Genomic DNA, 14,585 nt, shown 5'->3' on the forward strand with positions numbered 1-14,585 from the left:
AGTTATGTTAGGTACAATTATCGTTACAATGAATTGGATAATTCGAGGGGATTTACAGCAAAAAAAGGGGGTGAAATGGTCAATATGCCAATCAATTCTTGGCGTTATCACTATGGGGTGACGTTTGGGAAGTTGCTGTTGAATACATGTTATTTACCGCCGACTTTGTGCGAATTTTGGGAATGGTCTGCCCGGTAATGGGGAGGGCAGACCACTACTGGGCTATATGTCTATTAAAGCCACATCGGGAGATGTGCTTTTTTTTACGTCATTCTTCCGGCCAGAAATGTTAATCTAATGATGGCTATCTCAGATTTTTCATCGATCTCAACAGGATCTGTAAGCTGCTTGATTTCGGTACCATTGACAAATACAACGTATAGTCCATCTTTATGCGCTAATAAGGCAGTAGAAATGGCTTTATCCACATCTATAAATGTAAAGTTTTGAATTTCTCCAAAGGTTAGTACGATCTGAGGAATAGGAAAACTGAGTTAAAGCAGAAGTATAGAGTGATCGGATATAAGAATACAGATAAGGAGTTTGAAGCTGATGTGTTATCGGTAGGCGATATAAATGACATTGATAAAATCGAATTTATTGTTCAGACCCTGATGGCTATGCAGGCAAAGCAACGACAGGATAGCATTATTGAAAGCCAAAAAGAACTTGAGTTCAATCGAGCTATTGCTAGTCTTCCGTCAAAGACAGCTGTTAAAGCCAAATTTAGGTCGTACAAACATCGATTGGGGTATACATTTGAGCTGTTTCCTGCCGGATTTACACCCAAGGCAAATAAACCGGTAGTTGATCGTGTATTTGGCCGTAAGGCTAGATATCGAGAAGTTGATCCGAATGGGGGAAATACGTTGATTATTGAGTATTATGATTCCGGTAATATTTTAAATGTCACTGTTTATAAAGGATATGAAGGAATTTATTCAGCTGCCTATAGAGATCATGCAACAAAACCCTATGAAATACGGGCGACTTCGTCTGATGGGAAATTTTATATTGTTCATCAGCGTATTTACGATATGTACAACAATAAGACAACGGTGAAGACTAAATATCAATATGTACCACTCGATTATTGGTATGAGTAAGTATCCAAATCGATCAATTTGTATAAATAAGTATCTCTATAACGCGTGATCTGCCTAGATGAGTATAAAGGCAGATCACGAGTAAACCATTCAAATTTAGTTTAAAAGCCACATCATACCATGTGGCTTTTTTTACGTTTCCTCTTTTGTTTCGTCATTCAATGTTTTAAAAGACAATTGGATTTTCATTGTAAGACGCCAGCCAATTTTTATGTTGAGCATTTCTTCTAAAAAGGCTAGCTTGATGCATTTATATCAGTAGAACAATGGCAAATCTGAAATAGTATTATGAAAAATCTTTTTTGATATATCGATGAAATCGGTTCAAATGGATAAGAATTTTCGCCTAACTACTGATTTTCTTATATTTGGAAGTATCACTTTTAACAATACCTAAATATCAATTTTATAATGAAATACCTTTTTGTAAGTCTATCAGTTTTATTTTTAAACTTGACGCAAGCTCAGACCTCGATTAAGACAGAGCTCTATATCATTGGCACGGTGCATGACTCCTCAGCCATATTGAGTCCAGATATGCTATTTGAAATTTTAGATAAGATCGGACCAGATATACTCTTGCAAGAAAATGATAGCGAACAGATTAAAGATTATGCGAAGGAAATCCGTCTAACGTCAAACGAGCAGACTGCTACATTAAGATATCTTAAAAAATATCCTGAAACACTCAATTTACCATTCGAATTTGAGGGTAGAAATCAGTATAGAAAAGATAGGGGTATGGTACCGGCGGATTACCTTACAGTACAGCTTATTGATAGCTTGTATCAAGTCGGTAAGTTAAGTGAATCTAATAAAGCGATCTATGAGAAATATAAAGAAGCGAATAAAGCGCTGTTTAACTTTTCAAAAACAGATATAAAAACATTGAATTCCGTCGCTTTTGAAACTTTGAACAGATATAGACAAACTCTTCAGCATCATGAGATGCCCAAAATAGCTCATTCCGAAGTAATTTTTGGAGAGAAATATATTGTGAAACCAAATGGTGAAAAGATCTCTTACCGGGATGGCTATCAGCTTTGGTGTAATTTTTGGGATCTAAGAAATAATACAATGGCTATTAATATCATCAGACACGCTAACAAGCATAGTGGGAAAAAAATAGTTGTCTTGACCGGAGTACAACACAAATATTATTTAAAAGAACTACTCGATAAATATCAAGATGGTACTTATCATGTCATTGAATACTTTCAATAACAATTAGCCATCTTCCCATTTCCACCATTTATCGCGTTTTCCTGATCGTTGGACTACAGCCGATAGTTTAAATTTAGTTTAAAAGCCACATCATACCATGTGGCTTTTTTTTACGTTTCCTCTTTTGTGTTTCGTCATCCAATGTTTTAAAAGACAATTGAATTTTCATTGTAAGACGCCAACCAATTTTTATGTTGAGCCTTTCTTTCGAAAGTAAGCTTGTTGTCGTTTTATATAATGAGAACAGCTACCGATTGAACTTTTCAGATCGTTGGTCTAAAGGAGCTTATTGTGTTCCCAAATACGACTAATGAATTCTTTCTTAAAGATTTTAATTTCTTCAAACGCTGGTTTTATCAGTGGATATTCGGGTTTAGTGTAAAAAATAATGTGCAATTTTTTTTAGCTGCTACATTCGTATATCAAAATTATTGCGGGACCCGAAAAGCAGTTAGAGTAGGGACAAATTTATAAATCAAATTATTATGAACTCAAAAAAATTAAAAATCAACAAGAAAAATGTAGCGAAGCTGAACGAAAATGTTTTAGACCAAATTCAGGGCGGAAAAGCTGCGGCAGGTGATGTCTGTGTATTCAAAACATCATCATGCACAATTAAAGAAGAAGAAACTCTTTCCTAGTATAAAAAAACGTCAGGAAACTGATTCAAAAAAGGAAGAAAAATAGGCGGGACCCGAAAAGCAGTTAGAGTAGGGACAAATTTATAAATCAAATTATCATGAATTCAAAAAAATTAAAAATCAACAAGAAAAATGTAGCGAAGTTGAACGAAAGTATCTTAGACCAAATTCAGGGCGGAAAAGCTGCGGCAGGTGATGTCTGTGTATTCAAATCGTCATCGTGTACAATTAAGGAAAAAGAAACTCTTTCCTAGTATTGTACTAAAAAATGCAAAGACACTGATTTCTTAAATCACAGTTTAAAACGAAGTGCAATGGACCAATCCTTGAACACTAAGAGGAGTAACAGGAGCGGAATACTTCATCAAAATTTCTCCAACTCCAGGGAATGCAATCGTTTAATAGACCAATAAAGCACCTCATACCGAGGTGCTTTACCAAAGTAAAAAATTATGAAAAAAATCCAACTTCTTATCAGAAAATACCCAATACTTCGTGAAAACGAATCTCAATTTGTAGCGGCAGGGAATTCAAAAATGAATGACTTTGGTACTATTCCAACAATGTTGACTACAGCACTAGAGCAGGACATGACAAAAAACTACTAATATGTTGTTAGAGAAATTGTTTAGAGGATTAGATAGAAGGCAATCAGAAAATATTGGACTGGATGGCGAAGGAGGATACTTTCTATTATGCTGTATTCTATACTTGAAAAGTTATTCTTTTATCAAAAAGGAAGATCTAATTTCTCTGAACAACTCTCTGATCGACAGTATACAAGAAAAAAATCCCTTAGTTCTGAATTATATAGATGGTCTGGCTGGAGTATATGCAATTTATGGGTATTTGTCAAGTAAAAAAGAACTCTCATTTCTTCAATTTCCTGATTTTGACGATGCAAATGATGCACTGGGCGAAGAGCTGTTATATTTAGTAAATAAAAATATTTGGGATAATTTATATGGTGCAGGAGGAATCCTTGCAGCTTTTTCTGTGGGTCCGGTAGATACCAAAGTGCTCGAAAGCGTATTGATTGAATTAAACGAAAGAACCAAAAAGCAAGAAACAAATGATTTCATTGTAAATCCATTGATAGGCAAGCATACGGTTGATTTTGGTATTGCTCACGGATATGCCGGTTTGGGTAATATTTTATTCAATTTACTAGAAAAAGGGGTATTAACCGACTTGATTACTACTAGTTTAGTTAATATTTTAAAGGTTTTTGAGGATCAGCCATTAAATCTTGCAGAGGAGGGGGCAAATATTTTTCCAATAAAGTATGATATGGAAACAGGAAGCTATGCTTATTCAGCAATCAGTGGCTGGTGTTATGGGGACCTTGGCATCGTGAATTTTGTTTTAAAATGTTCAACCTTGACAGCTCTAAACCCTATTTATCCGAATTTGAAAAATACGATTCAATCAATTGCAGAAAGACCACTGGTTAAGGACCAAAAAGATATTTTCCTATGTCATGGTTTATCGTCCAAATTCCTTCTCCGTCAAGCCCTGAAGAACGTCAATTCAAATATTCATACAGTTAGTCTGGGGCAATCTTATAGCATTCCAGTGGAAGATTTTTTAGGTAGCAACAACAATGCAGAACTGAATCAAAAATCTCTTCTCAATGGGGGCACAGGCGTTTGTCTTACTTTAGCTATGATAGAGAGAGAACCCCATAATGATTTTTTAAAATTATTTTTTTTATGAAAGATTATCAAGTACAAAAAGATAGCCTGTTAGTCAGAACTCCTTCTTTTACATACATCAATTCATTAACCGAAGATGATTTATCTACATTCATAAATGACAGACAGTTTCTTGAAAGCCTTTATCTAGCCTCTGCAGATCTATATAGCGAGCTAGAAAAACTAGAGTTTGACCCTGAAGCTATTAAGCGAAATAAAAGATTAGTACAAAAATTAGCTAAATATATACTTAGGGCATCCACCAGATCAACGCCATTCGGAAAATTCTCTTCGGTAACGTTAGGGCCAAATTTGCCAAATGAATCAGAAAAAATAGTTTTAGGCGAGTTAAAACAGAAAACGAGACTGGATATGGATGTTCTTTGTGAACTAAAAGAACTGATATTATCGAAGGATGGCGTCAGAGAAAATCTAAGGTTCACTTTAAATTCGACATCTTATATATTAAGAGGTAGTTTACGATACTATGAAGGAAAGATAGCTGGGTTTAGGAAGAAATTTAATATTTCATCTGTCGAACTCGACGAATATCTGAAAGCGGTATATAATCTTTGTAAAAATACTTTTGTTGACTATGTTGAAATTAGGGCAACTATCCAAAATTTTGGGTTTTCAGTCGAGGAAACTGATGAATATATAAATAGTCTAATTTCTTCACAAATTATTGTAAGTGAACTTGAGCCAAGAATAATTGGAGGAAATTTTCTGTACGATCTGCTAGACATCCTCAGCAAGAAGGAGGCATTAAAATCCACATTAACGATTATTAATTCCTCTCTGACCCGAATCATTCGGATAATAGAAGATATAGATCGTGAAAACAGACCGGATAATATTTCAAAATATAAGGAAGTAGAAACAATTCTTATCGAACTTGGACTTGATCTGACCAAAAAGAAATTGTTTCAGGTCGATAGCTACCGTGAGTTGGAATCCGGTGGATTGGCCGCAAAGACTATCGAAGAAATAGAAAAGATTCTACCTCTTTTCTGTCGATTATCTAAGCCTATCTATCGGGGAAAAATGCAATTATTTGCCAGAAAGTTTTTCCAAAAATTTGAAACAAGAGAGGTGCCTCTATTGGAAGTGTTGGACCCAGAACTCGGAATTGGATATCATTTTGAAAATAGCATTTCCGATGAAACAGAATGTTTGATCGAAGATTTTCTATTAAAAAAGTTAGTTGATGCTCATATAAATAACACGTATGAAATAGCGCTAAAGGAAAGTGATATCAACGATTTTCCACTTCATAAGTATGCATATCCATCTACCTCAACTTTAGTAGTTAAGACATTAAACCATGACGGTAAAGATCTTCTTATTGAGAGTTTTGGAGGGATGAGTTCAGGGAACATCCTAGGACGGTTTTCGCATTTAGGAAGTCAATTCAAAGAGGAACTTAAAAATATTGCAGATTATGAAAAAGAGAGAAATCCTGACCTACTGTTTTGCGATCTTTCACATCTTCCTGACAATCGGGTCGCTAACATTTTAAATAGAGATTTTTCCTTGGATTATGAGATTCCATTTTTATCAAACTCCTATAAGAACCCGGAGCATACGATTCCATTAGATGATATTATGGTTTCTGTTATTGATGATTTTGTTTATTTAAGGAGTAAAAAAATAGGTCGATTTCTAAGTCCTAAAATTATTTCTGCCCACAACACCAGTTATAATACACTTAAATTATATGAATTTCTAGTTGATGTACAGACGCAACACAATAATTTGGGAGCATACTTCTACTGGGGGAAATTTTCAAAGAACTTCGAGTTTCTTCCGAGGGTGGTTTTAAAAAATGTAATTATTTTCCCAGCTACCTGGAATTTATCTACTCGGGAGATTTTGGGATTGTCAAACGATCAGGATGTCCATTTCCTACGGGAGAAATACCTATTGCCCCGGTTCATCGAATTGAAAGAGAATGACAATGACCTTGTTATTGACTTAAATAATGAAATTTCCATTGCGATCCTTAAAGAATCGATAAAGAAAATGGAAAAAGTAATACTAAGGGAGCATCTGTTGCCTGAACTGAATGTAATTTCTCAATCAAATAATGGAATACTCGTCCCTGCATCAAATCAATATGTACTGAAAGTTGAAAATTCAAAGATTAGAAAAATACCAAGAAACGAAAGGTTCAGTGAAAACGGAAATGTAAAAAGAAAGTTTGAGCTAAGTTCGGAGTGGCTATATTATAAAATTTACATGTCTGAAAGTAATTTTGATACTTATTTGGTGAAAATAGTGAAGCCTATCATCTCTGAACTACGAAAAAACGGAATGTTAGAGAAATTCTTCTTCATTAAATATGAAGATTCAGATACCCATATCAGGTTACGAATTTGCCTAAAAAGCTTAGATGAAGCATGGAAATGTCGTTACATGATTGCTGAGAAACTTTCCAGTGAAGAAATTCTGCGCCTGTCTATCGAAGAATATGACCGTGAAATAGAAAGGTATGGTGAGCACAATATCGAATCAATAGAGAATATCTTTTATGAAGACAGTCTTCATTTTTTAGATCATAAGAATAAAGATTACAGTGATGAATTAAATGATGAGCTAAAAGCCGTCGCTATTCGTGTTAACACCATTATGGATTCTTTTGCTTATGCTTGGGAAGAAAAATTTGAATTTTTTGAGCGGTTGATACATGACATTGGATATTTTGGTAAAAAGGAAAATCGTGTTAATGGGGATTTGATCTTTAGGGACTTAGGTAAGGATCTAATTCGTTCATTACACTTAAATTCGGAGGAAGACAGGATGTTTTCCATCCATTCCAGGATGCTAAAAGAAAGTAATGCTCCTACTGTATTTGAAAACTTAATGCGTTCGATTATTCATATGACGGTAAACAGGTATCTTGCTAAGTTCGATAGGACTAAAGAATATATGATTTACTATTTGTTGAAAAAAGGCTATACATCCTTAATAAAAATAAATAATTATGTTGTTTAGGCAGTTCCCCCATTTTATTCAGAAAGATGTGATGGATTGTGGTCCAACATGTCTAAAAATCATCGCTTGTTTCTATGGAAAGAAGATGGACATCAATTACTTGAGAGATGTCTCCGGGACCAATCGTATGGGGAGTACAATCGGTGGATTAAGGAATGCTGCCATTAAAATCGGTTTTGAGTCTGATGCCATTAAAATCAGCTTCCAGGATCTAATAACAGAAGATTTAGGACCCTGTATTATATATTGGCAACAAAAGCATTTTGTCGTGCTATATAAGATCACTTCAAAATATATGTATATATCAGATCCTGCAGCGGGCCTGATCAGGTATAAACATGCCGAATTTAAAAGATATTTCAGCGATGAAGGCGAAGGAATCTTACTCTTATTAGAACCGAATGAGAACTTTAAAGATTTTATCGAAGGGATTGAAACCAGAAGTTCTGTAAGTTTCGACCATGTATTTGATACCCTTTTTCAGTATAAGAAAACAATATTTGTATTGATTTTGGCGCTGGTACTTACAAGTTTGATGCAAATGACCTTGCCTTTTATCAATCAAAAAATAATCGATATTGGGATCATTGGGAAGTCTTTTTCTTTTATTTACTTGATGCTTCTGGGACAGATTTTTCTATTCTTCGGCAAGACCCTCATTGAAGTCATACGAACCAGGGTACTTATTCATCTCAGTACACGAGTCAATCTAAATCTTATTTCGGCCTTTTTTTACAAATTGACGAAATTACCGCTCAAGTTTTTCGATTCGAAATTAGCGGGTGATATTCTTCAACGAATATTGGATCATCAAAGGGTTGATAGTTTTATTACGAGTGGATTACTAAATATTGTATTTACATTTTTAGCCTTTTTTATTTTTGGAGGAGTTCTGTTTTACTATAATCCTTTTATATTTCTAATTTTTCTTGTTGGAAGCATCTTGCATTTTTCATGGATCAGTCTTTTTATTAAAAAACGCGCATTAATAGATTATAAAAGATTTAACCAGCTATCAACAAATCAGGATAAAAATATTGAGCTGATTTATGGAATGCAGGAAATTAAGCTTCACAATGCCGAAAACTGCAAGATTTCTCAGTGGCAGAAATTGCAGGTTGAATTATTCAAAATTAATTTGACTAGCATAGAGCTCAAACAGCATCAGATTACCGGCGCCGCCCTGATCAATGAGCTTAAAAATATCTTTATTACGTTTATGGCTGCCCGATTGGTTTTGAATCAGGAATTGACCTTGGGAATGATGCTTTCAATTTCTTTTATTATAGGTCAATTAAATGGGGCGGTTGTACAGATCGTAGAGTTTATCCAAACGTATCAGGAAGCGAAAATGAGTATGGATAGGATTAATGATATACATCATTACGAGGATGAAAGCCAATTGGAATCCGATAATGTCGACATAGCAAAAGCGAATGATATCATCCTTAAAGATGTCTCATTCTCTTATGATGGCAAAAAAAACGTATTGAATAAGATAAATCTAACCATACCTTCAAATAAGATTACTGCGATCGTTGGTACCAGTGGGAGTGGGAAAACAACGCTGTTAAAACTGCTGTTGAAATTCTATAAGCCCACGATGGGCACAATCATGATTGAAGACCTAAATATCAATTCTATTTCAAATCATTCATGGCGGAAAATATGTGGAACTGTGATGCAGGAAGGGTTTATTTTTACAGATAGCATTAGAAATAATATCGTGGTCCATGAAGCGGAGATAGATTACCAAAGATTGGAAGATGCTGTGAAAATTGCTAATATCCATGATTTTATCCATTCATTACCAATGGGGTACGAGACAATATTGGGGACAAATGGAATCGGGATCAGCACAGGACAGAAACAGCGTATTCTAATTGCGAGAGCTGTTTATAAAAACCCGGACTATCTTTTTTTTGATGAGGCAACAAGTGCTCTTGATGCTAATAATGAGAAAAAGATCACCGAAAACTTGGATAATTATTTCGAAGGGAAGACAGTTCTTGTTATTGCACATAGGTTAAGTACAGTAAAAAACGCTGATCAGATTATTGTGATGAAGGACGGCCAGATCGTAGAAACTGGCACCCACCAGGAACTTACAAAACAAAAGACTGAATATTTTCAATTAGTAAAAAATCAATTAGAACTAGGTGCATAATGGAAAAAAAAGAATTAGATAAAAGTCTAGGTAGGGTCCCCTTAGTTCCTTTAATTATCGTACTTATTGTCGTATTTGTTATGAGTGGTCTGGTGTACGGCATGCTATATAATAGAAAGGATAGCGTATCCAAAATGGATAGGTTCAAAATTGAATATGTTAATCGGGAATTTGGATTTATAATTATCAGTCATGCAAATGGGAAGAATATATCAGAGAGCCGACTCCCCGATCGTGCCCACATCAAAGGATACCCCGTGAAAATTCTGCAGCTTAATGATAGTGTCCTATGCATAATTCCGCAAAACAACAATCTTACTCAATTCTCAAATAAAAAAACGATTATATTTGATGAGTATTGATAAATTTCTAATGAAAAAACAATTTGAACCGATCAAAGTCCAACTTATTCTTTGGACTTTATATTTTTTATTGAAATTAGTGTTATTATATATTCTTGCGAGTGATTTTTATTTTATTGATTTTTTTCTATCTCATGTACTGCTGGCATTGTTTTTCTATATAAATTCTGCTTATGTACTTAAATATTGTAAAGTAAATTTATTCAAAACTGTTTATCTATCTATTGCCTGTTTAGCGTTATATCTCATCTTGCGTTATCTAATTAAAATCCCTTTTATTAATTTTTTATATGGTATAAAACAGGGATTTCAATTAAAACTATTTATTATCGAATCAGGATATCTGTATTTTCAGTTATATCTCGTCTCATTTGGGTACTGGACTATTAAAAGAAGTGCCAGCATACTACAAAAAGTAGAAAAAGAAAAAAGTGAAATTCTCATTGAAAAGCAGAGTAAAGAGATTCTAACGGCAAGGATGGAACTGGATTTTCTTAAAGCCCAAATTAATCCACATTTTCTTTATAATACGTTAAGCTTCCTATATGGTAAATCGGTCAACAACTCGCCTGAGCTTGCTGAGGCAATTTATTTGCTTTCTAATATCATGCGTTATTCGTTATCAACAACTGAAGGGGAAAATCATTATGTACGGTTATCAAAGGAACTTGAACATATCGAAAATTTAATTAAAATTTATAAAATCAGATTCAACAACCAGATTTATGTAAAATTGAGTTATGACCCATTATTAAAAGATGTTGAAGTTATTCCTTTAATTTTCATTACTGTAATAGAAAATGCTTTTAAGTATGGTATACTGCATGATCCAAACAAACCTATTGCTATATCTTTTAAAATAGAAGAAAATTATTTATATTTCACTTGCATTAACCATGTTCCGGTTACACCTAGAAAATATAATGAAAGTTCGGGAATAGGATTAAAGAATACAATTCGAAGACTTACTATATATTACAAAGACAGGTTTGAGCATAAAAATTATGTAGAGGGGGACAGGTATATTTTTGAAGTATTATTAAGGATTTGATAATGAATACTTGTATTATAATTGATGATGAACATCATATTGTTGAATTACTAGCTGGTTATGTCAATAAGACGGCCCATCTTGAACTGAAGAAAACCTTTAATAATCCTTTGCAGGCTCTGGAATATCTGGATAAAAATGAAGATATAGATTTGGTCTTTATAGATATCAATATGGAGGAGCTCTCGGGGCTCGAGTTTGTCAGGATAAAGAATGGACAGCATAAATTTATTATGGTCACTGCATTTGAAGAGTATGCGGTTCAAGGATTTGAAAATGATATCGTGGATTACTTGCTGAAGCCGGTTACCTTTGAAAGATTTATGACTGCTGTGGGTAAATTCAATAGAAGGAATAATGTCGGCAGTACAAGTACGCCAAAACTCGTTAAGGACTTTTTGTTTGTCAAAGGCGATCAGAAGGGCAAGTATCTAAAAGTAAAGCTCAATGAGGTGCTTTATATAGAGGGATTAAAAAATTATGTGTCAATATCCTTTTTGAATAACAAATTGACAACATTAATGAATATGAAAGATCTCGAGCTTACTTTAATGAATTCAGGTTTTATCAGAATTCATCGTTCCTTTATTGTTTCAATCTCAAAGATAGCAACATTCAATGGCGGGCATCTGAAATTGGAAGGATCAGATCGCCTGTTCCCTATCGGGGAATCCTATAAAGAACACCTGATGAAAGTTCTCGAAATTTAGTATTCGTCCTCCAAAAATAGGGTTTGGTGTAAAAAAAGACTTGATTTAAATTTCAAGTCTTTTTTTTGTTGAAATTAACACGTATAACAATGAGGACACTGTTGCTGCTAACTATTTTCTTTATATCACTACATGCTAAAAGCCAAAACCTATATTCTGGTACTATTGTAGATCAACAATCATTACAAGGTTTAGAAGGGGTATCTATAAAGATTATCGGCCCTGTCGACGATCAGTCAAGTAAAGTGTTGATGTCTGCTCGTGATGGTTCATTTGTGCTCAAAGATATTCATGCTGGAGGGTATAAAATGATACTAACTGCGATCGGGTACAAAAGTTCTGTGCGTGAAATTGTTATTCCCAACATCTCCTCTAAAGTTGACACGACTTTTCTAGTTAAAAATGAGCTCATCCTTGATGAGGTCCAGGTGACTGGGACAAAAAAATTATTAAATTATAAAACGGATCGTGTGGTACTGAATCTGGACGGGGCTGATATAGCTCAGGGCAATGATGTTATGGCTATATTAGGCATGAGCCCCTATGTACAGGTTGCCAATAATCAAATTAAAGTTCAAGGTAAAACCAATATCGCTGTTTTTCTTGATAAGCAACGTATACCAGAAACTTCTTTGCAAATGGTATTGTCTACGTTGTCAGGTGACAAAATTGAGCGAATAGAAATTATCACGGCACCTTCATCTAAATATGATGGAAATACTTCGGCTGTTATTGAAATCTATACCAAAAAGAAAAAAACGAAAGGTATTATTGGTTCAATAGAAGGAAGTTTATTTAAAGGTATAAAAGCTGGGGGAAGTGGTGGTTTAACGGCCAGTATAAATCTTGGGAAAATTTATTTTGAAGCCGATGCAAATCATAATACCAAAAAAATGATCGAAAAAGGTTATCAAAATAGATCACTTATAAAGGATTCGAAAGAAATCGGAGTGTTAAATCAAGATATAGACTTTTCAGATAATAACTATAATTCCGGATCATATTCAGCTGGTATGGGATATCAGCCAACTGATAATGATAAATTGGCGCTTACTTTTAGAAGAAATTACAATAAATACGATGGTCTAGGGAATGTTTTCATTACTAAAAGCGAAAATGGTAATTTGTCAAAAATAGATAGCAAAAATGATATCAGATATGATATCAACAATTATACGTTTGGTACCAATTATAGTCGAACGCTAGATACCTTGGATTCACGGATTCAGTTTTCTGGAGATGTCTTAATATATGAAAATGAAAAAAATCAAAAACTGAAAGAAATTATCGAAGGCGAGACTCAATATACCTTTAATAATACATATTCCAAGTTTAATGCAAAGACATTTGCCATAGATTTTGACAAGAACTATAAAAAACTTAAGTATAGTGTCGGAACCAAATATGTTCACACGCAGAGTGATAATACACAGTTGTTTAATCAGGTAAGTAAAACTGATAGCTTGGAAAGTCGTTTTAATGAATCCATTTTTGCCCTTTATCTTTCTGGTGAATATAAATTTTCAGACAAGGTCAATCTTAGTTTAGGATTAAGGGGTGAAAATACAGACTATCAGCTTTCTCTTCAGCAGGAACTCAAAAGAAACTACTTCCATCTTTTACCTAAAGTAAGATTTGATTATTTGCTCAATGAAAGTTATACTTTCTCTGCGGGTTATGCAAGAAATATAAATAGACCTTCATACGCCAAATTGATACCATATGAATTTATCATAGACAATTATACGGTTAGTCGTGGAAATTCAAAATTAATTCCGGAAGTTAATCATGAGCTTTTTATAAATGCCAGTATAAAGGAAACTAATCTTACATTAAACTATATCATTACAAATAATAGTTTGAACGATTATTATCTATATAATCCTGAAACCTATAAATATACCCTTACCACAGACAATTTCTATAATAAATATCAATGGACATTGAGTCTCTCTCGTTCTTTCAATTTTGTGAAATTTTGGAATTCCAATCTCTATTTAGAAGGTAATCATCTAAAGTTCAATTACCCTGGACTGCAGAGCGGGGAAATCAAAAGTAAGTCGAAGTATTATGGGAATTTAAGTTTCTATAATAGTTTTGCGGTAGCTAAAGGGTGGAATGTTGAGGCTGTATTTTTTGGAAGTACTGCTTTCTTGGATGGACTTTATACCATAGGTGCTTTTTCAAACACGACTTTGGGGGTTCGAAAATCTCTTTTTGGCAAAAAGGCATTTATTAAATTATCTGTGTCAGACCTTTTCTATGATGCTAATGTAAAAGTAAAGACAGAAGACCTGCCAGCGATATCTCAGAGTTATCTCAAAAGAGATACGAGAAAAGTTACCCTTAGTTTTAAATACAATTTTTCTGCGGGGGCTAAGTCAAAAAGTAAAAGTTTAGAAAACGATGGGAACAAAACGTTAAAAGAAAGACTCGGAATGTAAAGGTAAGCGCATCAAGGAAAATTACTATGTGATTCTCTTTTGATTTCGTCAAAAGGAGCCTGTAATTTGTATATTTTAAAGCCACGTCGTGAGATGTGGCTTTTTTACGTTTCCACTTTTATATTCCGTTATGCAATGTTTTAAAGTACAATTGAATTTCCAAGGTGTAACGTCAATGAAATAATGGGTATT

General features: G+C 34.0%; 13 protein-coding genes. 12 read left to right on the forward strand and 1 reads right to left on the reverse strand.

The features are described from left to right. Positions 1 to 263: 263 nt before the first annotated feature. Positions 264 to 428 (reverse strand): hypothetical protein, encoded by a 165-nt coding sequence (locus ACLCDV_RS06055; RefSeq protein ID WP_317668066.1) that lies wholly within the window; start codon positions 426 to 428, stop codon positions 264 to 266. A gap of 84 nt (positions 429 to 512) precedes the next feature. Between ACLCDV_RS06055 and ACLCDV_RS06060 the strand changes: the two genes are divergently transcribed. From ACLCDV_RS06060 to ACLCDV_RS06115, 12 genes are all read left to right on the forward strand, one after another. Further along, complete coding sequence (locus ACLCDV_RS06060; protein ID WP_411973143.1) at positions 513 to 1,106, forward strand: hypothetical protein; 594 nt, start codon at positions 513 to 515, stop codon at positions 1,104 to 1,106. Between the two features lie 411 nt (positions 1,107 to 1,517). Continuing rightward, positions 1,518 to 2,330, forward strand: a complete 813-nt coding sequence (locus tag ACLCDV_RS06065) for a hypothetical protein (RefSeq protein WP_411973144.1) — start codon at positions 1,518 to 1,520, stop codon at positions 2,328 to 2,330. Positions 2,331 to 2,815: 485 nt separating this feature from the next. Next, positions 2,816 to 2,971: a class I lanthipeptide gene (locus ACLCDV_RS06070; RefSeq protein WP_333626769.1), complete on the forward strand. Its 156-nt coding sequence runs from the start codon at positions 2,816 to 2,818 to the stop codon at positions 2,969 to 2,971. A gap of 98 nt (positions 2,972 to 3,069) precedes the next feature. Continuing rightward, positions 3,070 to 3,225, forward strand: coding sequence for a class I lanthipeptide (locus ACLCDV_RS06075; RefSeq protein ID WP_317668062.1), 156 nt, complete (start codon positions 3,070 to 3,072; stop codon positions 3,223 to 3,225). A 198-nt stretch (positions 3,226 to 3,423) separates the two neighbouring features. Further along, entirely contained in the window at positions 3,424 to 3,579 is a 156-nt protein-coding gene (locus ACLCDV_RS06080) for a hypothetical protein (RefSeq protein ID WP_317668061.1), read from the forward strand. A 1-nt stretch (position 3,580) separates the two neighbouring features. Then, positions 3,581 to 4,687 carry a lanthionine synthetase LanC family protein gene (locus ACLCDV_RS06085; RefSeq protein WP_411973145.1) on the forward strand — a complete coding sequence of 369 codons (1,107 nt, stop codon included), beginning with the start codon at positions 3,581 to 3,583 and terminating at the stop codon, positions 4,685 to 4,687. Next, positions 4,684 to 7,659, forward strand: a complete 2,976-nt coding sequence (locus tag ACLCDV_RS06090) for a lantibiotic dehydratase (RefSeq protein WP_411973146.1) — start codon at positions 4,684 to 4,686, stop codon at positions 7,657 to 7,659. The genes ACLCDV_RS06085 and ACLCDV_RS06090 overlap by 4 nt, the downstream gene beginning before the upstream one ends. After that, positions 7,649 to 9,826, forward strand: coding sequence for a peptidase domain-containing ABC transporter (locus ACLCDV_RS06095; RefSeq protein WP_317668058.1), 2,178 nt, complete (start codon positions 7,649 to 7,651; stop codon positions 9,824 to 9,826). Before ACLCDV_RS06090 ends, ACLCDV_RS06095 begins: the two co-directional genes overlap by 11 nt. Continuing rightward, positions 9,826 to 10,188: a hypothetical protein gene (locus ACLCDV_RS06100; RefSeq protein ID WP_411973147.1), complete on the forward strand. Its 363-nt coding sequence runs from the start codon at positions 9,826 to 9,828 to the stop codon at positions 10,186 to 10,188. The genes ACLCDV_RS06095 and ACLCDV_RS06100 overlap by 1 nt, the downstream gene beginning before the upstream one ends. After that, positions 10,178 to 11,239, forward strand: coding sequence for a sensor histidine kinase (locus ACLCDV_RS06105; RefSeq protein ID WP_411973148.1), 1,062 nt, complete (start codon positions 10,178 to 10,180; stop codon positions 11,237 to 11,239). The genes ACLCDV_RS06100 and ACLCDV_RS06105 overlap by 11 nt, the downstream gene beginning before the upstream one ends. Before the next feature lie 2 nt (positions 11,240 to 11,241). Further along, positions 11,242 to 11,949 (forward strand): LytTR family DNA-binding domain-containing protein, encoded by a 708-nt coding sequence (locus tag ACLCDV_RS06110; protein ID WP_317668055.1) that lies wholly within the window; start codon positions 11,242 to 11,244, stop codon positions 11,947 to 11,949. A gap of 89 nt (positions 11,950 to 12,038) precedes the next feature. Further along, a complete protein-coding gene (locus ACLCDV_RS06115; protein WP_411973149.1) occupies positions 12,039 to 14,393 on the forward strand; it encodes a TonB-dependent receptor domain-containing protein in 2,355 nt (784 codons plus the stop codon). Positions 14,394 to 14,585 lie beyond the last annotated feature (192 nt).

Origin of the sequence: Sphingobacterium sp. Lzh-3, from assembly GCF_046764375.1 — a bacterium.
Lineage (GTDB): Bacteria > Bacteroidota > Bacteroidia > Sphingobacteriales > Sphingobacteriaceae > Sphingobacterium.

Coding starts and splice junctions, on each gene's coding strand:
- ACLCDV_RS06065 (WP_411973144.1), top strand. CDS start 1,518: ATGAAATACCTTTTTGTAAGTCTATCAGTTTTATTTTTAAACTTGACG.
- ACLCDV_RS06070 (WP_333626769.1), top strand. CDS start 2,816: ATGAACTCAAAAAAATTAAAAATCAACAAGAAAAATGTAGCGAAGCTG.
- ACLCDV_RS06075 (WP_317668062.1), top strand. CDS start 3,070: ATGAATTCAAAAAAATTAAAAATCAACAAGAAAAATGTAGCGAAGTTG.
- ACLCDV_RS06080 (WP_317668061.1), top strand. CDS start 3,424: ATGAAAAAAATCCAACTTCTTATCAGAAAATACCCAATACTTCGTGAA.
- ACLCDV_RS06085 (WP_411973145.1), top strand. CDS start 3,581: ATGTTGTTAGAGAAATTGTTTAGAGGATTAGATAGAAGGCAATCAGAA.
- ACLCDV_RS06090 (WP_411973146.1), top strand. CDS start 4,684: ATGAAAGATTATCAAGTACAAAAAGATAGCCTGTTAGTCAGAACTCCT.
- ACLCDV_RS06095 (WP_317668058.1), top strand. CDS start 7,649: ATGTTGTTTAGGCAGTTCCCCCATTTTATTCAGAAAGATGTGATGGAT.
- ACLCDV_RS06100 (WP_411973147.1), top strand. CDS start 9,826: ATGGAAAAAAAAGAATTAGATAAAAGTCTAGGTAGGGTCCCCTTAGTT.
- ACLCDV_RS06105 (WP_411973148.1), top strand. CDS start 10,178: ATGAGTATTGATAAATTTCTAATGAAAAAACAATTTGAACCGATCAAA.
- ACLCDV_RS06110 (WP_317668055.1), top strand. CDS start 11,242: ATGAATACTTGTATTATAATTGATGATGAACATCATATTGTTGAATTA.
- ACLCDV_RS06115 (WP_411973149.1), top strand. CDS start 12,039: ATGAGGACACTGTTGCTGCTAACTATTTTCTTTATATCACTACATGCT.